Annotated in this window: 16 protein-coding genes and 2 tRNA genes; 16 read left to right on the forward strand and 2 right to left on the reverse strand. The window is 67.7% G+C overall.

Annotated features, from left to right (window positions below; all coding sequences use genetic code 11):
- Positions 1 to 61: 61 nt before the first annotated feature.
- From dnaG to ABEA39_RS03020, 7 genes are all read left to right on the forward strand, one after another.
- Positions 62 to 2,005: a DNA primase gene (gene dnaG, locus ABEA39_RS02990; protein ID WP_345373045.1), complete on the forward strand. Its 1,944-nt coding sequence runs from the start codon at positions 62 to 64 to the stop codon at positions 2,003 to 2,005.
- Positions 2,006 to 2,221: 216 nt separating this feature from the next.
- Positions 2,222 to 3,859: an ABC transporter substrate-binding protein gene (locus tag ABEA39_RS02995; RefSeq protein WP_345373048.1), complete on the forward strand. Its 1,638-nt coding sequence runs from the start codon at positions 2,222 to 2,224 to the stop codon at positions 3,857 to 3,859.
- Between the two features lie 193 nt (positions 3,860 to 4,052).
- Positions 4,053 to 5,144, forward strand: coding sequence for an ABC transporter permease (locus ABEA39_RS03000; protein ID WP_425556900.1), 1,092 nt, complete (start codon positions 4,053 to 4,055; stop codon positions 5,142 to 5,144).
- A 3-nt stretch (positions 5,145 to 5,147) separates the two neighbouring features.
- A complete protein-coding gene (locus tag ABEA39_RS03005; protein WP_345373051.1) occupies positions 5,148 to 6,194 on the forward strand; it encodes an ABC transporter permease in 1,047 nt (348 codons plus the stop codon).
- On the forward strand, positions 6,191 to 7,912 hold the full coding sequence (locus ABEA39_RS03010) for an ABC transporter ATP-binding protein (protein WP_345373053.1): 1,722 nt from the start codon (positions 6,191 to 6,193) through the stop codon (positions 7,910 to 7,912). The genes ABEA39_RS03005 and ABEA39_RS03010 overlap by 4 nt, the downstream gene beginning before the upstream one ends.
- Before the next feature lie 2 nt (positions 7,913 to 7,914).
- Positions 7,915 to 8,775 carry an ATP-binding cassette domain-containing protein gene (locus ABEA39_RS03015; RefSeq protein WP_345373055.1) on the forward strand — a complete coding sequence of 287 codons (861 nt, stop codon included), beginning with the start codon at positions 7,915 to 7,917 and terminating at the stop codon, positions 8,773 to 8,775.
- Between the two features lie 36 nt (positions 8,776 to 8,811).
- Positions 8,812 to 9,822: a D-isomer specific 2-hydroxyacid dehydrogenase family protein gene (locus tag ABEA39_RS03020; RefSeq protein WP_345373057.1), complete on the forward strand. Its 1,011-nt coding sequence runs from the start codon at positions 8,812 to 8,814 to the stop codon at positions 9,820 to 9,822.
- 225 nt (positions 9,823 to 10,047) lie between these two features.
- Here the strand turns inward: ABEA39_RS03020 and ABEA39_RS03025 are convergent.
- Positions 10,048 to 10,120: transfer RNA gene (locus ABEA39_RS03025), tRNA-Asn, on the reverse strand.
- An 83-nt stretch (positions 10,121 to 10,203) separates the two neighbouring features.
- Complete coding sequence (def, locus tag ABEA39_RS03030) at positions 10,204 to 10,770, reverse strand: peptide deformylase (protein WP_345373059.1); 567 nt, start codon at positions 10,768 to 10,770, stop codon at positions 10,204 to 10,206.
- A gap of 87 nt (positions 10,771 to 10,857) precedes the next feature.
- Between def and ABEA39_RS03035 the strand changes: the two genes are divergently transcribed.
- From ABEA39_RS03035 to ABEA39_RS03075, 9 genes are all read left to right on the forward strand, one after another.
- Positions 10,858 to 11,772: a DMT family transporter gene (locus ABEA39_RS03035; RefSeq protein ID WP_345373062.1), complete on the forward strand. Its 915-nt coding sequence runs from the start codon at positions 10,858 to 10,860 to the stop codon at positions 11,770 to 11,772.
- Positions 11,773 to 11,838: 66 nt separating this feature from the next.
- Positions 11,839 to 13,116 carry a glycosyltransferase gene (locus tag ABEA39_RS03040; protein WP_345373065.1) on the forward strand — a complete coding sequence of 426 codons (1,278 nt, stop codon included), beginning with the start codon at positions 11,839 to 11,841 and terminating at the stop codon, positions 13,114 to 13,116.
- Between the two features lie 19 nt (positions 13,117 to 13,135).
- A tRNA-Ile gene (locus ABEA39_RS03045) sits at positions 13,136 to 13,210 on the forward strand.
- A 55-nt stretch (positions 13,211 to 13,265) separates the two neighbouring features.
- Positions 13,266 to 13,412: a hypothetical protein gene (locus ABEA39_RS03050; protein WP_345373068.1), complete on the forward strand. Its 147-nt coding sequence runs from the start codon at positions 13,266 to 13,268 to the stop codon at positions 13,410 to 13,412.
- A 229-nt stretch (positions 13,413 to 13,641) separates the two neighbouring features.
- Positions 13,642 to 13,932 (forward strand): WXG100 family type VII secretion target, encoded by a 291-nt coding sequence (locus tag ABEA39_RS03055; RefSeq protein ID WP_345373070.1) that lies wholly within the window; start codon positions 13,642 to 13,644, stop codon positions 13,930 to 13,932.
- 141 nt (positions 13,933 to 14,073) lie between these two features.
- Positions 14,074 to 14,427: a WXG100 family type VII secretion target gene (locus ABEA39_RS03060; protein WP_345373072.1), complete on the forward strand. Its 354-nt coding sequence runs from the start codon at positions 14,074 to 14,076 to the stop codon at positions 14,425 to 14,427.
- Positions 14,424 to 14,711 (forward strand): WXG100 family type VII secretion target, encoded by a 288-nt coding sequence (locus ABEA39_RS03065; RefSeq protein ID WP_345373074.1) that lies wholly within the window; start codon positions 14,424 to 14,426, stop codon positions 14,709 to 14,711. Before ABEA39_RS03060 ends, ABEA39_RS03065 begins: the two co-directional genes overlap by 4 nt.
- Before the next feature lie 413 nt (positions 14,712 to 15,124).
- Positions 15,125 to 16,504 carry a TNT domain-containing protein gene (locus tag ABEA39_RS03070; protein WP_345373076.1) on the forward strand — a complete coding sequence of 460 codons (1,380 nt, stop codon included), beginning with the start codon at positions 15,125 to 15,127 and terminating at the stop codon, positions 16,502 to 16,504.
- A 296-nt stretch (positions 16,505 to 16,800) separates the two neighbouring features.
- Positions 16,801 to 17,160: a hypothetical protein gene (locus tag ABEA39_RS03075; RefSeq protein ID WP_345373078.1), complete on the forward strand. Its 360-nt coding sequence runs from the start codon at positions 16,801 to 16,803 to the stop codon at positions 17,158 to 17,160.
- Positions 17,161 to 17,173: the final 13 nt, after the last annotated feature.

The raw sequence follows: 17,173 nt of genomic DNA on the forward strand, positions 1-17,173 counted from the left end.
TCGAGCGAGGCACCATCGAGAGGGGCCGTCCGATGTCGGCGGCCACGTCTAGGATCGTGCCGTGGCTGGGCTGATCAAGAGGGGCGACATCGACGAGGTCCGGTCCCGGGTCAACATCGCCGATGTGGTCTCCGACTACGTCAGCCTCAAGGGGGCCGGCATCGGTTCGATGAAGGGGCTCTGCCCCTTCCACGACGAGCGCAGCCCCAGCTTCCACGTGCGCCCTCAGGTCGGGCGGTACCACTGCTTCGGCTGCGGCGAAGACGGCGACGTCTTCAGCTTCATCCAGAAGACCGACCACACGACCTTCCAAGAGGCCGTCGAGCGCATGGCCGCCCGCATCAACTTCACCCTGCACTACGAAGACGGCGCACAGGCCAGCGACCACGGCAACCGAGCCCGGCTCCTCGCGGCCAACGAGGCGGCCCGAGAGTACTTCGCCGAGCAGCTCACCAGTGCCGAGGCCGATCCCGCGCGCCGGTTCCTGGGCGAGCGCGGTTTCGATCCGGCGGCCGCCCAGCGCTTCGGCGTGGGCTTCGCGCCCAAATCGTTCGACTCGTTGCGTAGCCACCTGAAAGGACGCGGCTTCACCGAAGAGGAGCAGCTCACGGCCGGTCTCCTCAGCCAGGGCGACCGCAACGTCTACGACCGGTTCCGAGGGCGGCTCCTCTGGCCGATCCGAGACGTGACCGGTGCCACGATCGGCTTCGGCGCGCGCAAACTCTTGGAGGACGACAACGGCCCCAAATACCTGAACACCCCCGAGACCCCGATCTACCACAAGTCGCAGGTCCTCTACGGGCTCGACCTCGCCCGGCGCGACATCTCCAAGAGCAAGCGCGTCGTGATCGTCGAGGGCTACACCGACGTCATGGCCTGCCACCTCGCCGGTGTGACGACGGCCGTCGCCACGTGCGGCACGTCGTTCGGCGTCGAGCACATCAAGCTGCTGCGTCCGATGCTGGGCGACGCCCGGGGGTCCGCTCCCACCTCGGTGCGGGGCGAGAACGGACCCGCCCCGTCGGCTCCCGGCGAGATCGTCTTCACCTTCGACCCCGACGCCGCCGGCCAGAAGGCAGCGAGCAGGGCCTTCGCCGAAGAGCAGCGTTTCACGGCCCAGACGTTCGTCGCCATCGCCCCCGAAGGGTTCGACCCCTGCGACCTCCGGCTCAATCGCGGCGACGACGCCGTCCGTCGACTCATGGACAGCAAGCAGCCCATGTTCGAGTTCATGATCCGGCAGAGCCTGGTCGGTCACGACCTCGAGACCGTCGAGGGCCGTGCGGCCGCCCTCAATGCAAGTGCTCCCGTGGTGGCCACGATCCGCGACAGCTCGCTCTACAAGGGCTACGTGCGCAATCTCGCCGGCTGGCTCGGTCTCGATCCCGAGGTCGACGTCCGTCCCGTCGTCGACCGCGCCCGGTCGCTGGCCACCGCGCCGAAGGCGATCGAGCGACTCGCACCCTCGAGCGACCCTTCGCGGCAGAGCATCACGAGCCTGCCCGAGGTGGCACCCGCCGAAGACGACGGTCCGAGCATCCTCCGTCTCCCCGGCGACACGTCGACCCGCATGGAGCGCGACGCCCTGATGGCCATCCTGCAGCACCCGACAGCGGCCAGCCGCGACCTGACGACGCACGCCGCCTTCGCGGTGTTCGTCAACGGCTCGCTCGCCGTGGTCAGAGACGCTGTCGCCGCCAGCCTCGATCAACTCGATTCCGCGAACTGGATCGAGGCCGTCCTGGCGCAGACCCCGGCGCCGTTCGTCCGCCTCGTGCAAGAGCTCGCGGTCGGCCCGCTGCCCGAGCGGGAGGGGCACGACATGGCCGTCTACTGCGAGGGCATACTGTCCTCCCTGGTCGAGCGCGATCTGCTGCGCAAGAAGGCGGAACTGCTCGGCAAGATGCATCGCACCGACGCCAAGGCGGCTCCTGACGCGTACCGGCTGCTTGCCACCCAGGTGGTCGAGGTCGAGGCCGCGAGGCGTGTCCTTCGCAACGAATGAGCCGCCACACCGGTGTCGACGCAACGAATCTGCGCCGTTGCCGGGGTAGCCTCGGCTCTCATTGCGGGCCTGTAAACACTTCCCGCTGAATTTCAGCACGGTCCCCGCCGTGTGTTACCAATGATTCACCCCCGTCCGCGGGTCGCAGCAGCTCTTGCGGGACGGGTCTTCACGCACCTACACAAAGGGGTCACCACCTTGAAATCGAATTCTTCGATGGGCAAGCGCCTGCTCGTCGCCGTCGGAGGCGCAGCCGCCACCGCACTGGTGCTCGCGGGCTGCGCGTCCGGTAGCTCGTCCAGCACCGACCTGAACGGCCTGATCGTCGGCACGTCCGACGTCATCACCTCGCTCGACCCCGCCGGGGCCTACGACAACGGCTCCTTCGCGGTGATGAACCAGGTCTACCCGTTCCTCATGAACACGCCGTACGGGTCGCCCGAGGTCAAGCCGGACATCGCCACCAGCGCGAAGTTCACCTCGCCGACCGAGTACACCGTCACGCTCAAGAAGGGGCTGAAGTTCGCCAACGGCGACGCGCTCACCTCGTCCGACGTGAAGTTCAGCTTCGACCGTCAGCTCTCCATCGCCGACGCGAACGGCCCCTCCTCGCTGCTGAGCAACCTCAAGAGCACGGCTGCCCCCAACGCCACCACGGTCGTCTTCACCCTCAAGTCGGCCAACGACCAGACCTGGCCGCAGGTGCTCTCGAGCCCGGCCGGCCCGATCGTCGACGAGCAGGTCTTCAGCGCCACCAAGGTCACCTCCGACTCCGCGATCGTCAAGGGCGAGGGCTTCGCCGGGCAGTACTCGATCACGTCCTACAAGCCCAAGCAGCTCATCGAGTACAAGGCCTTCACCGGCTACAAGGGTCTCCTCGGCACGCCGAAGGAGTCGAGCATCACCGCTCAGTACTTCACCAGCGAGACCAGCCTCAAGCTGGCCGTGCAGAAGGGCGACGTCGACGTCGCCTACCGCTCGCTGAGCCCGACGGACATCTCGTCGCTCAAGAGCGACTCGAAGTTGACGGTCCACAACGGCCCCGGCGGCGAGATCCGCTACATCGTGTTCAACTTCGACACGATGCCCTACGGCGCGAAGACGGCCGACGCCGACTCCGCGAAGGCACTGGCCGTCCGCCAGGGCGTGGCCGACTCGATCGACCGCGCCGCCCTGTCGAGCCAGGTCTACAAGGGCAGCTACACGCCTCTGTACTCGCCGGTGCCCGACGGCCTGACCGGAGCCATCAAGCCGTTCGCCACCCTCTACGGCGACGGCAAGGGCGCGCCCGACGTGTCCAAGGCCAAGGCCACGCTGGCCGCCGCGGGCGTCACGACCCCCGTCGCGCTGAACCTCCAGTACACGCCCGACCACTACGGCGCCTCCTCCGACGAGGAGTACGCGCTGATCAAGTCGCAGCTCGAGGCGACCGGCCTGTTCACGGTCAACCTGCAGTCGACCCTCTACGACACGTACAGCACGCAGCGCACGAAAGACGCCTACCCGCTGTACCAGCTCGGCTGGTTCCCCGACTACAGCGACGCCGACAACTACCTGACGCCGTTCTTCCTGCCGTCGGCCGACTCGTCCGGCCAGGAGGTCCCCGGCGGGTTCCTGCTGAACCACTACAGCAACCCCGCCGTCAACGCCCTCATCGAGAAGCAGCGCAGCGAGACCGACACCTCGGCCCGCACCGCGGACATCGAGCAGATCCAGACGCTCGAGGCCGGCGACATCTCGACGTTGCCGCTGCTCCAGGGTGCTCAGGTCGCGGTGTCGGGCAAGGACGTCAAGGGTGTCGACACGACGCTCGACGCCTCGTTCAAGTTCCGCTACGCCGCACTGTCGAAGTGATCGAAGCGTGACCGGTCGCTGAGGCGATCGATCACGTGAGCGGGTGGGGTGCTCGACCTGGCGCAGACCAGGTGGGCACCCCATCCTTGTGTCACGCCGCCAGCCGCCCGCACCAGCAAATCCGGCCCGCTGCCGAACCAGCAGGCGAGCGCCCACCGAACAACCCCCGGCCCCAACGAAAGCGAACGTCTCCGTGACCGTCGTCAACGACACCTCGCCCACCGCTCCATCGGTCGGCGCTCCGTCCAAAGGGAAGACCCGTGGGGGAGGGCTGGGTCGCTACGTCCTGATCCGTTTCCTGCTGATCTTCCCCACCGTCTTCATCCTCGTGACGCTGGTGTTCTTCCTGATGCGCGTGGTCGGCAACCCGATCACGGCCTCGGTGGGCGGCCGCCTGACGCCGTCGCAGCTGCAAGAGCGCCTCCATGCGGCGGGCTACGACCGGCCGATCATCGTGCAGTACGGCGAGTACCTCGGGCAGCTCGCCCGGGGAGACTTCGGAACCACCCTGACCGACCACCAGAAGATCTCCACGATCCTGCTGACCTACGGCGGCGCCACCCTCGAGCTGGTCTTCTACGGTCTGATCATCGCCCTCATCGTGGGCGTCCCCCTCGGCATGCTCGCGGCGTACCTCCGGGACCGCTGGCCCGATGTGATCCTCCGCGTCTTCGCCATCTTCACCTACGCGACCCCCGTCTTCTTCGCCGGACTGCTGCTGCAGCTCGTGTTCTCGGTGTGGTTGGGCATCCTGCCTCTCGGCGGGCGGGCCAGCACTCGCGTCGAGCTGGCTCTCGGCAACATCCCGAATCCCACCGGCATCTATCTCATCGACGCGATCCGCACCGGCAACGGGCAGATCATCGGCGACGTGCTGCTTCACGCGGTCATGCCGGCGACCGCCCTCGGCCTCATCACCGGCGGCGTCTTCCTGCGCCTCGTCCGCACCAACGTGATGGGCACCCTCGGAGCCGAGTACGTCGACGCGGCCCGTTCCCGGGGCGTCAACGAGTTCCGCCTGGTCGGTGCCCACGCCCTCAAGCCGGCCCTCATCCCGATCATCACGGTGATGGGCCTGCAGATCGCCATGCTGCTGGGCGGCTCGGTCCTGACCGAGACCACCTTCGGGTGGCGAGGGCTGGGCTTCGAGCTCCAGCAGTACCTGTCCGCTCGCGACTTCGTCGCCGTGCAGGGCATCGTCGCGCTTCTGGCGGTGATCGTCGCAGTGACCAACTTCATCGTCGACGTGATCGCCGCGTTCATCGACCCCCGGGTGAGGTACTAGACCATGTCCGCAACAACGCCCGAGGGCCGCGCCGTCCCGCTCTGGAAGCGCCTCCCCGTCGTCAAACAGCTCCGCCGAAGCGTCGGTCTCCAACGGGGGATGCTCGTGGTCGGCATCGTGATCTGCGCGGTGTTCCTCATCGCAGCGATCTTCGCGCCGCTCATCGCCCCCTACGGCTTCGGCGAGCTGTCCAACAAGTTCGGCAGCTTCCCCCGTCAGGCCTCGCCCGACTCCACCTTCATCTGGGGAACCACCGTCGGCGGCTACGACGTCTTCAGCCGTGTCGTCTGGGGAGCCCGGACCGCGGTGAGCGTCGTCATCCTCGCCGTCGTCATCTCGGTGGTGATCGGCGTCGTCCTCGGCCTGGTCTCCGGCTACCTCGGCGGCTGGCTCGACCGAGTCCTCGTGGTCATCGCCGACGCGGTCTACGCGTTCCCGTCGCTCCTCCTGGCCATCGTCGTCTCCATCGTCATCAGCGGAGGCAACTCCAGCTACATCGGCGGCATCCTGTCGGCGGCGATCTCCATCACCGTGGTCTTCGTGCCGCAGTACTTCCGCGTGGTCCGCGCCGAGGCCGTCCGCCTCAAGTCCGAGGCGTTCGTGGAATCGTCGAAGGTCATCGGCACGAGCACGAGCCGCATCATGTTCAAGCACGTGCTCCGCAACTCGACCCGCAGCCTCCCTCTGATCCTGACGCTCAACGCCTCCGAGGCGATCCTGACGCTCGCGTCGCTCGGCTTCCTCGGGTTCGGCATCGGCCCGACCGCTGCGGCCGAGTGGGGCTACGACCTGAACAACGCGCTCTCCGACGCGGCCAGCGGCATCTGGTGGACCGGCCTCTTCCCGGGCCTCGCCATCGTCATGCTCGTTCTCGGCGTCACACTCGTCGGCGAGAGCCTGAACGACCTCGCCGACCCGCGTCTGCGCACCCGCCGTCGGGCCCGCCGCAAGAAATCCGTCGTAGCCTCGACCGAGACGACAGCCGGCGGCAGCACCGGCACCGGCACGACCGGTCCCGGCACCGGAACCACCGAGGAGGCCACCGCATGAGCGACGCACGCAACGCCGGCGACGGACGCAACGCCAGCAATGCCGGCGACGCACGCCGCATCGACGACGACCGCCTCAAGGCCGTCGACATCCGCGACCTCGAGGTGACCTTCGCCACGGACGGCGGCGACGTCCGCGCCGTCCAGGGCGTCACGCTCGACGTCCGCGCCGGCGAGGTGCTGGCCATCGTGGGGGAGTCGGGCAGCGGCAAGACGGTGACGGCGAAGACGATCCTCGGCCTCCTCCCCGAGACGGCAGTGGCGTCCGGCGCCGTCCTCCTGACCGGCGAAGACGTCCTCTCCGTCGGCCCGAAGCGGGTCCGCGAGCTCCGCGGCACCGATGTAGCCATGGTCTTCCAAGAGCCGTCCACCGCGCTCAACCCCGTCTTCACCGTCGGCTGGCAGATCGCCGAGGGCATCCGGGCGCACGGCAAGGTCTCGAAGAAGGAGGCCCGCAAACGCGCGATCGACATCCTCGGGCGGGTCGGCATCCCCGACCCCGAGACCCGTGTCGACTACTACCCGCACCAGTTCTCGGGCGGGCAGAAACAGCGGGTCGTCATCGCCATGGCCCTCGTGCTGAACCCGTCCGTGATCGTCGCCGACGAGCCCACCACCGCTCTCGACGTCACCGTGCAGGCGGAGATCCTCGACCTCCTCCGCCGCTGCCGCGACGAGTTCGGCGCGGCGATCGTCCTGATCACTCACAACATGGGCGTCGTCGCCGACCTCGCCGACCGGGTGGCGGTCATGTACCTGGGCAAGGTCGTGGAGCAGGCGGACTCCCGCACGCTCTTCGCGAGCCCTCAGGACGACTACACGAAGCGCCTCCTCGGATCCGTTCCCACGCTCATCCCCCGTGGCCATCAGGCGGCCCCTCTCGACACCGACGAGGTCGTCGTCCGGGCCCGGGGGCTCGAGATCGAATACCCCGGCCGTCTCGGCCGAGGCGGCTTCCGCGCCGTCAAAGGCGTGGACTTCACCATCGCCCGCGGCCAGGTGCTCGGTCTGGTCGGCGAGAGCGGCTCCGGCAAGACCACGATCGGTCGGGCGATCGCGGGTCTGACTCGCGTCACCGGCGGGTCGCTCGAGGTGCTGGGCATCGAGATGAACGGTGTCCGCGAACGCGACTTCAAGCCGAAGCGCGCCGACATCGGGTTCGTCTTCCAAGACCCGGCCTCGAGCTTCAACCCGCTTCTCACCATCGCCGAATGCGTCGCCGAGCCGCTGATCGTCCATGGCAGGGCGCGGGATGCCCGGGCCGCCCGCTCGCGGGTCGACGAGTTGATGGAGGCCGTCCAGTTGCCGAAGGCGTTCGGCGACCGCTACCCGCACGAACTCAGCGGCGGACAGCGGCAGCGGGCCAGTCTCGCGCGCTCCCTCGCTCTCGAGCCGTCGCTGCTGATCGCCGACGAGCCGACCAGCGCACTGGACGTCTCCGTGCAGGCACGGGTGCTCGAACTCTTCGCCGAGCTCCAGAAGGACCTCGGCTTCGCGGCCCTCTTCATCAGCCACGATCTCGCCGTGGTCAACATGCTGGCGGATCGCATCGGGGTCCTGTTCCACGGCGACCTCATCGAGAGCGGCCCGAACGATCAGGTGCTCGGCGCACCGCAGCACGACTACACCAAACGGCTCCTCGCCTCTCTGCCGGTGCCCGACCCGGTCGAGCAGGAGAGCCGCCGCGAGGCCCTGGCCCTGCTCGACGGGCGGCGCTGACCGTGGCCGCCCCGGGGGAGTGGGTCATCGAGACCGACGACCTGTCGTTGGTCTATCCGGCTCGGGGCGGGCGTCCCGCCGTCCGAGCAGTCGACGGCGTGACGCTCCGAGTGGCGACCGGGGAGATCCTCGGCGTGCTCGGTGAGAGCGGCTCGGGCAAGTCGACCCTGGCGCTGGCCTTCGCCGGGAACGCCCAGAAGGGGAGGCCGGTCGAGGGGTTCCCGCAACAGGCCGGGGGCACGCTGACGGTGATGGGCCGGCCCACCGCCTCGCTGTCGAGCCGGGCTCGAGACCGGCTCACAGGGCAGGTCGGCTACCTCTCGCAGAACGCCGGCGATCGACTCGATCCGAACCTCACCGTCGGGGAGGCCGTCGCCGAGCCCCTGTACGAGCGGGATCGGCGGTTCGACCGTAAGGAGGCCGGGCGTCTGGTCGCGACTCTCGTCGACGGCGTGCAACTCCCGCTCTCGACCCTGTTGAAGCAGACCTGGGAGCTGAGCGCCGGCCAGCGCCAGCGCATCGCCCTTGCGCGGAGCCTCGTCTTGGAGCCGCGACTCCTCATCGCCGACGAGCCGGCGCGCGGCGTCGACGTCCTCGTCCGCCGGTCCGTGCTCGAACTCCTGCGCACCCTGCAGGTCGATCGCCGGTTCTCCGCCGTGGTCGTCACCTCGTCGGTGGCCGAGGCTCGGGCGGTCGCCGACCGGATCGCCGTCCTCCGCGCCGGTCATCTCGTCGGCGTCGGTGGGATCGACGACGTCCTCGACGACACCGTCGACCCCTACGTGAAGGTGCTGTCGCAGACGACGCCGATCGACATCATCCCGCCCGAGTCCCGGCGCCCCAAACAGCACCGGCTCGACTGATCCCCGAGTCTCGACTCCTCCCTGAGAAAGGCACCCATGTCCGACACCGCCTCCGCCGCCCGAGGTCACCGTCCCGTCCTCACCCCGTCACCCGTCGTCGCGGCCGAGCACCGGCCGAGTCCCGGGCCGGTCGCGGTGGGTCCCGAGTCCGCCGACCACATCGTCGAAGCCATCGAGGCCGGGGGAGGCACGGTCTCCGGTATCGACGACGACACCCGTGGGCTCGTGTGGCTCTCGCACAAGGCCATCGACGAGCTCGACGAGGTGCTGACGAAACACCCGTCGATCGAGTGGGTCCAGCTGCCGATGGCGGGCGTCGACATGTTCGCGCCGATCTTCGCGAAGTACGCCGACAAACCGAAGCCGCTCTGGACGAGCGCCAAGGGCGCCTATTCGGAGCCAGTCGCAGAGCACGCAGTGGCTCTGACCCTGGCGCTGCTCCGGGTCTTCCCGAAGCGTGTCCGGGCGACGAGCTGGGCGACCGAGCCAGAGGGCATCTCCCTCTACGGGGCCAACGTCGTCGTGGTCGGCGCGGGTGGCATCGGGCTGGAGGTCTTGCGGCTGCTCGCCCCCTTCGACGTCTCGATCACGGTCGTCCGTCGCAGCACCGAGCCGGTTCCAGGGGCCGCTCGCACGGTGGCCTCGTCCTCCCTGGCAGACGTCCTCCCCGACGCCGACGTGGTGATCGTCGCCGCGGCCATGACCGACGACACGTCGAAGATGTTCGGCGCCCACGAGTTCGAGATCATGAAGCCGACTGCCGTGCTCGTGAACATCGCCCGGGGCGGGCTGGTGGACACGGATGCCCTGGTCGACGCCCTGGCAGCGAAGGGCATCTGGGGAGCCGGCCTCGACGTCACGTCTCCCGAGCCCCTGCCCGACGGGCATCCGCTCTGGAGCGAGCCGCGCGCCCTGATCACGCCGCATCAGGCCGACACCCCGGACATGGTGGCGCCGCTCCTCGCCGAGCGGATCCGGCACAACGTCGCAGCTCTCGGTGGCGACGGCGAGTTCATCGGCGTGGTCGATCCCGCCCAGGGCTACTAGTCCGCGGCAGGTCGCGCTCGAATACATCTCAGCGGCGTGAACCCATCGCCTAGGCGGCAGGTTCGCGCCGCTGCCGTGTGTTCAGCGGTGCTCGCGCGCAAAAAGGCCCGCGCGCAGCGCACGGGAGCGGAGCGACCCAAAACAAGCACTGAGCGGTCCCGCCGGGAGCCGAGCGCAGCGAGGCTAACGCAAAAAGGCCCCGCGGGTGGAGCCGCGAGGCCTTAGCTCCCCGACTTGGACTCGAACCAAGAACCTGCCGGTTAACAGCCGGCTGCTCTGCCAATTGAGCTATCGAGGAATGTTCGCTGTGGTGTTCAACAGCGACCACAACTGTAGCAGGCTCCCAGACCTGGTTCGGACCATTGTGCCCGGGTCGGCGAGTCAGCCTTCGGGGTGGTCGAGCCCGGGGGTCCAGTCGTGGCCGGGAACGCCCCAGCCCTTCTTGCGGATCACCTTGGTGACAGCCTTGGCGAACGGGAGCTCGAGCCGATCGGCGTAGAGGACCCCGTCGAGGTGGTCGTACTCGTGTTGGAAGATCCGGGCGAGCCAACCGTGCGCTTCGATCTCGAACGGTTCGCCGTTGATGTCGACGGCTCGGAGGATGACGCCCTCGGCTCGGCGGAGGGGGTAGCGCTCACCGGGGATGGAGAGGCACCCCTCGGATTCCTCCTCGTCGTCGAGGGGCTCGATCGTGAGGGGCGATTGCCAGAGCGTGGGGTTGATGGCCTCGCCCCGCCAGGAGACTCCGTCGTCGTCGACGTACGAGTAGACGAACAGGCGGAGGCCGACGCCGACCTGAGGTCCGGCCAGGCCGACGCCCGGGGCTTCGTCCATCGTCGTGAACATGTCGAGGACGAGCTCGCGGAGTTCGGGGCCGAACTCGGTGACGGCTTCGGCGGGCTCGTGGAGGGCGGGGTCGCCGGTGATTCGAATGGGTCGTACGGACATGCGGAAAGCCTATCGACGCGCATCCGGTGCGCGCCTCGCGGGTTCGCCTGAGCACTTTCTTGGAGGACGTACAGGTACCTTGGGCGAGTGCTCCTCGTCCTCGCCTCCGTGACGTCGCCCGTCTCCTTGACGCCGCACCAAGCCCTGGGGATCCCGATCGCACTGGTCGGGGCGATCTTCCTGTCGGTCGGGGCGCAGCTCCAGCACCGAGGGGTGTCGAAGGTCGAGAAGGCCTCCGGCGGAGCCTCGAAGGGATTGAGTGTCAAGCAGCTCCTCCGGCTGATCGGTCGGCCGTCGTGGGTCATCGGCACGCTGATGCTGGGTCTGGCGACGGTGTTCCAGCTCACGAGCCTGAGCTTCGCCCCGCTCATCGTCGTCCAGCCCCTGGGTGCGGTCGCGCTGGTCGTGACCTCGGTGATCAACGCCCGGGCCACCCATCAGCGGCTGGACCGTGCATCCAAACGGGCCATCGCCTTCTGCGTGGGCGGCGTCGCGATCTTCGTGACCGTCGCCGCGTTCACGGCCACCGAGAAACCGATCACCAATGGCGAGCTCGTCACGGTCCTCGTCATCCTCGCGATCGTGCTCGTGGTGTTCGCCACGGCTTTCACCCGGTTCCGTCGGCGGATCCGTGCGCTCTTCTACATCATCGGCGCGGGCTTCCTCTACGGCTTCGTGGCGACGCTGGCGAAGGTCGTCATCAACCGCATCGAGTCGCACAGCTTCAACGCCCTCACCGCGGTCTGCATCCTGTTCCTCCTCGGAGCGGCAGTCCTCGGCGGGTACTTCGTGCAGAACGCCTATTCGTCCGGGCCGCCCGACCTGGTCATCGCGGGGCTGACGGTCGTCGACCCGATGGTCGCCGTGGGCATCGGGATCATCGTGCTCGGGGAAGCCGCCACGGCCCCGTGGTACGCCGGGGTCCTCTTCGTCATCGCCGGGGCGATCGCGGTCTACGGCGTGTTCCAACTCGCGAAATACCATCCACAGACACGTGCCTGAGCTAGCCTGGAGCCGCCCAGACGACCCACCGCTCGATCCCTGACCCGGTTAGGACGCCAGAACACAGTGCCGAAAGCCTCCCCAGACGACCAATCGACGGCGGAAGCGCCGCGCGCCGCCGAGGCCTCGGTCGCGTCCAAGCACCCGCTCCGCATCGTCATCGCCGGCGACACGTTCCCGCCGGACGTCAACGGCGCAGCCAACTTCACGGAACGACTCGCGATCGGCCTGGCCGACCGGGGCCACGACGTGCACATCATCGCGCCGGCCGCCACGCGGCGTCACGGCACTTTCCGCGAAGAGCACGGCGACGCGACGCTGACAGTCCACCGACTCAACTCCACGCGATGGCCGCTCCACGACTGGCTCCGGTTCGCGACGCCGTGGACCGTCCAGTTCCACTCCCGCCGGATCCTCAACGGCTTCTCCGCCGATGTGGTGCACATCCAGTCGCACATCGTGATCGGGCGCGGTCTCGCGAAGGTGGCTCACGATCGCGGCATCCGAACCATCGCCACGAACCACTTCATGCCCGACAATCTGATCGAGCACGCTCCGCCGATGCCCCGGTCGCTGCTGAACCGCATCGCGAAGATCGCCTGGAAAGACGCGGCGAACACCTACAAGCTCGTCCAGGCGATCACGACACCGACTCGCAAGGCAGCCGTGTTCCTCGAAGAGGCGATCGGCATCACGGGCGTCTACGCGATCTCCTGCGGTATCAAGGCCTCCGACTACACGCCGCGCTTCGACCGCCCGACGACCAACGACATCGTGTTCGTCGGGCGCGTGACGGCGGAGAAGAACATCGACGTGCTGCTCAAGGCCATGACGAAGCTCGACCCGGCCCTCAACACGACGCTCACGGTCGTCGGCGGCGGCGACCTCCTGAACAAGCTGACGCAGACGTCCATCGACCTCGGTCTCGGTGACCGGGTGAAGTTCGCCGGGTACCTCTCCGACGAGGAGCTGCGCCGCACACTCACCGACGGCGCGGTGTTCGCGATGCCCTCGACTGCGGAACTCCAGAGCATCGCCTCGCTCGAGGCGATGGCGTCCGGTCTGCCGATCGTCGTGGCCGACGCCATGGCTCTGCCCCACCTCGTCGACGACGGTTCGAACGGCTACCTGTTCCGGCCGGGCGACGTCGACGACCTCGCGGCGAAGCTCACGGCGGTGCTGACGAAGAGCGACGACGACTACCTCGCCATGCGTCGAGCCAGTCTCGCGATGATCGAACCGCACGACATCGACCGGACTCTCGACACCTTCGAGAAGCTGTATCGTGGAGAATCGGTGGCCATTCCGGTCGCCGAAGCCGCCGCCGCACCGTCCGCTTCCTAGACGGGGCCGGAGGAGGCGCGGGGCGGTAGCCAAGCTGGTCAAGGCACTCTGCTCATAACGGAACGATGCGCGGGTTCAAGTCCCGCCCGCCCCACCGGCTCCACCGCGACCGCTGTCCGACCCACCATCCCTCCCGAAAGGACGACGCCGTGAACGACGCCGCACTGGTCCTCTTCTTCCACCTCTTCCTGGCGGGCATCGCGCTCCTCACTCTGATCGCGTGCGTCCTGGCGTTCGTCGGACTCGCATCGAACTCCGACGCCTACGACGAGAAGCCGGGCGCGGGCGGTCACTGACCCCGTTCGACGGCGGGGTTCCCGCCTGCTGAGCACGTGCATCCCACGGCCCTCCGAATTCTCGATCGTCGAGGTAGAACGATACGTCTGCATTGGTTCGTTTCTCGGCGTCTTCGCGGTGTAGGGTCGTCGGCATCGGCCGGTTTCCCAGGTCGAGACGATCAGCGTGGTCCACCAGTTCGGGGGAACAGTTCCACCGCCAGGCCGCGCCCAACGAAGGGGTAACCACATGGCTCAGTACAAGGTCTCATCCGACAGCCTCGCCTCCACCGCGAGCCAGCTCTCCAGCGGTTCGAGCGATGTCCAGGCGACTCTGTCGCACCTCCGCAGCCTCGTCGAGAGCCTCGGTTCCGAATGGGAGGGCAGCGGTTCCGCCGCCTTCAACGACCTCTACACCGAGTTCAACACCGCCGGCACGAAGCTCAACGAGTCGCTCGCAGGCATCGCCAACCTCCTCAGCAAGGCCGCCGGCTACTACGCCGAGTCCGAGGCGAACGTCGCGAACGCGTTCCGCAGCTGACCTTTCAGTGCATCGGGTCGCGGTCGTAGCCGACTCGCGTCGACTGATCGTGCACGGTGACGCGTCGGGCCCCCGGTGGGTTCGGCTCGCCGCCGTGGTCTCTCAGTTCTTTCTGCACGCGTCCTTCCGGGGGTTTCATCCATGGCTGATTTCGAGGTCTCGTCCGAGGCCGTTCACGGGGCGAGCGCGCGAGTCGCCGACATGGTCGACGAGTTCGACGCACGGCATGCGTCGGCGAACCAGACGGTGTCGGCACTCGTCGGCGGTTCGTGGTCGGGCCCCGGCTCGGAGGCCTTCCAGAAGGGCTGGGTCGAGTGGTCCGACGGGGCGGCGAAGGTCAGCCGTGCCCTCGAAGGCATCTCTCGACTCTTGGCCGAGGCCTCGATCCAATACGAGGCGACCGAGGCCGGAGTGACCCGCGAATCGACGTCGTCGAGCGTCGTGTCGGCTCCGGCTTCGCAGTCCGCCGCGACGTCGAACGGAGGTGCCCGATGACCCGCTTCCGCGTCGAGGTGTCCGAGATCGACCAGACGATCGTCACTCTCGCTTCGTTGGCCGAGTTCTGCGAGTCGCTGCTCACCGAGATCGACCGCATCGCCGCGACGGTCTCCGGCGAGTGGTCGGGCGCGGCGGCCGCCAGCTTCCAAGCCCTCCATGCCGAGTGGGCTCGCGGGGCGGCCGAGATGTCCGCGGGCGTCCAGATCATGCATCAGGCGGCGTCCACCTCGAGCACCAACTATGCCGCAGCGGCCCAGTCCAACCGCGGGGTCTGGGGCTGATGGCTTCGGAGGTCATCGACGTCGAGACCGACGACTTCGCGCGGGCGGCGGCGGCAGCGGGCTCCGCCGGGTCGACCATCCGGGCGGCTCGAGACGCGGCACGGGCATCCCTCGCCGGTCTCTCTCGCATGGCCGGTTCCGATCCTTCCGGTGTGAAATGGGCGTCGTCGTACGACAGCGCCGCCGGCGACGCCTTCGCCGGTCTCGACGGGTTGGTCCTCGCGTTCGAGCAGGTCGCCGCAGGCCTCGCCGTGACCGGGGTGAACTACGCGACGGCCGATTGGCTGTCCTCCGGTCACAGCGGCATGGCTCCCGGAACCTCGATCCCGTCGTCGCCGGTCGCTGAGTGCACGGCACCTCCGCCGTCGGCCTCCGGCGGCTCTCGCTCGTTCGGGGCGGCGGGTTTCGACCTCGTGGCGAACTTCATCGGCGACCTCTGGCCCGACGGCGACACGGGCGAGCTGAAGAGTGCGGGTCGTGCCTGGAAGACGCTCGGGGCGGAGCTGGAGTCGGCGGCGGGTCGCTCGACGGCCATCCTCGACTCGCTGTCAGGGTCGCAGACGCCCGAGATGGGCAGCATCAAGTCGACCGTCGCTCTCGTGAAGAGTCACGCGTCGGACCTGGCGACGCAGGCGGCCGCACTGGGGGAGGCCTGCGTCTCGTTCGCCTCGCACGTCGAGCAGGTGCACACCGACACCGAGCGGGAGTTGGAGTCGCTGCTGCTGCAGGTCGAACTGACCGCGGCCGGCGGGCTGATCCTGACGGTGGTGACGGCCGGTCTGTCCGACGCCGCGGCGGCTGCGGGGGCTGCAGCCGAGGTCGCGGCGTCCGTGTCGCGGATCCTGGCGTTCATCGCCCGCCTGGCCTCGGCGGCGCTGCGGATCGCCGACGACGTCTACAAGGCCGGTTCGGCGTTCTTCAAGGCGGCTTCGCTTTCGGAGAAGATTGGCGTGAAAGTGGCCGTTTTCGCGGGCAAATCGGTCAAGTACGGGGTCGGCGGTGCCGCAGGCAACGTCGCCGTCACGGCGGTCGTGGAGCCGAAGGCGAACCTGGTGGATGCCGCAGTCAGCGGCTTCGTGGGTGGGGCGGCGTTCGGCATGCTGGGCGAGGGGGCTGTCATCGCCCGCGCCGCTGTCAAGGATCGGTCCGCTGCTCGTGTCTTGGCCCAGGGTTTCGGACACCACGAGAACATCGAGATTCTCCCCGGTCGGGTAGATCACGTTCGTCCCGACGGCGAGGTGGTCCGGACGCGGGACCTCGTGCATCCTCGCGAAGACCTCCTCGATGCAGAGTGGCCCCCGCAGGAACCGTTGGGCGCGGGTCTGCCAGAGTCGGCTAAACCGGTCCAAGACCTTTTGCCGGAGGGATTCTCGCTGTGGAACGGTGGCTCGCGGGCAGAGTACGACTCGCTGTACTCCACCGGGAAACTCAAGTGGAACGGAAGTCCTGAGGTACGTCCCGAGGCATGGCCGGATCCATCCCTCCATCCGGATGGATTCGCCTCGCCGGAAAGTCGACTTCCTGCAGTTCTCCATCCTGGTGCGACATTCGACCGATTCGGAGGGGGCTTCGGCCGCTTCACCTCGCCGAGCGGCACGGCCTTTCCTCCTCGAGCCCTTCCCGATTACAGCCTCTTCGAGGGCTATCACCGTTTCGAAGTCCTTCACCCTCTGCCCGCATGGGTCGGGCCCGCAGCTGACGCGATGGGAAAGACTGGTGGGGCTCCGCAGATCTGGACCGCGGATTCGATCGATAGCCTGCTTGAAGCCGGCTTCATCAAGGAGATCTTCTAGTGCCGATTCGATTCACCACCTCTCGTCTTCTGAAGAAGCTCGAGAACCTCGGGATAAGTCATGAGCTGTACTCCCTCGGTGAGCAAATGGACGACTCGCTCTGCTTGCTTCCCCTGCCGACAGGTGAATGGGAGACATTCATCGGGGAACGGGGAGAGAAGACGGACAGGCGAGTCTGGCCCGATGAGGAAGCGGCGTGTTTCGGTTTCTTGGGGCGACTGGCCTGGACTCAGTGGCAGTCAGAGGTGCCAGCCTGAACAAGTTCGATGCCGGCGTGAGCTACGCAGAGAAGCACCGTGAACTTCACTGAACTGCAAGCTGGACTGAGACAGGCTGGCGTAGACCCGGACCGCGTCAACATGTCCCAAGGGGACCTCGATCTGTGGGCTCACAACATCGTGTTCGAGAAGGGGTTCTACACGTCCTACGTGAACGATGGACGGGACGAATTCTTCCGAGAGTTCAGTTACGAAGGTCGACCGGTCGAGTTTGTGACCGAGGACGAGATCTGCGACTACCTCTGGAAAAAACTCACGGCACCCACCCCCGTACCCAAGAAGTCCACTCACACTCCCGAGCAACTGGAGGTTCGGAAGAACGAATTGATGGCCGACACGCTCCGACGACTGTCGAAGCGCCGGGGTGGGAAGGGCTGACAGCAGGCCGGCT

Source organism: Frondihabitans cladoniiphilus (assembly GCF_039544345.1).
GTDB classification, from domain to species: domain Bacteria; phylum Actinomycetota; class Actinomycetes; order Actinomycetales; family Microbacteriaceae; genus Frondihabitans; species Frondihabitans cladoniiphilus.

What these genes read in the sequence shown, in the direction of transcription:
- ABEA39_RS03020 (WP_345373057.1), top strand. Translation starts at nt 8,812, where the DNA reads ATGTCCGACACCGCCTCCGCCGCCCGAGGTCACCGTCCCGTCCTCACC.
- ABEA39_RS03065 (WP_345373074.1), top strand. Translation starts at nt 14,424, where the DNA reads ATGACCCGCTTCCGCGTCGAGGTGTCCGAGATCGACCAGACGATCGTC.
- ABEA39_RS03005 (WP_345373051.1), top strand. Translation starts at nt 5,148, where the DNA reads ATGTCCGCAACAACGCCCGAGGGCCGCGCCGTCCCGCTCTGGAAGCGC.
- def (WP_345373059.1), bottom strand. Translation starts at nt 10,770, where the DNA reads ATGTCCGTACGACCCATTCGAATCACCGGCGACCCCGCCCTCCACGAG.
- ABEA39_RS03060 (WP_345373072.1), top strand. Translation starts at nt 14,074, where the DNA reads ATGGCTGATTTCGAGGTCTCGTCCGAGGCCGTTCACGGGGCGAGCGCG.
- ABEA39_RS03010 (WP_345373053.1), top strand. Translation starts at nt 6,191, where the DNA reads ATGAGCGACGCACGCAACGCCGGCGACGGACGCAACGCCAGCAATGCC.
- ABEA39_RS03055 (WP_345373070.1), top strand. Translation starts at nt 13,642, where the DNA reads ATGGCTCAGTACAAGGTCTCATCCGACAGCCTCGCCTCCACCGCGAGC.
- ABEA39_RS02995 (WP_345373048.1), top strand. Translation starts at nt 2,222, where the DNA reads ATGGGCAAGCGCCTGCTCGTCGCCGTCGGAGGCGCAGCCGCCACCGCA.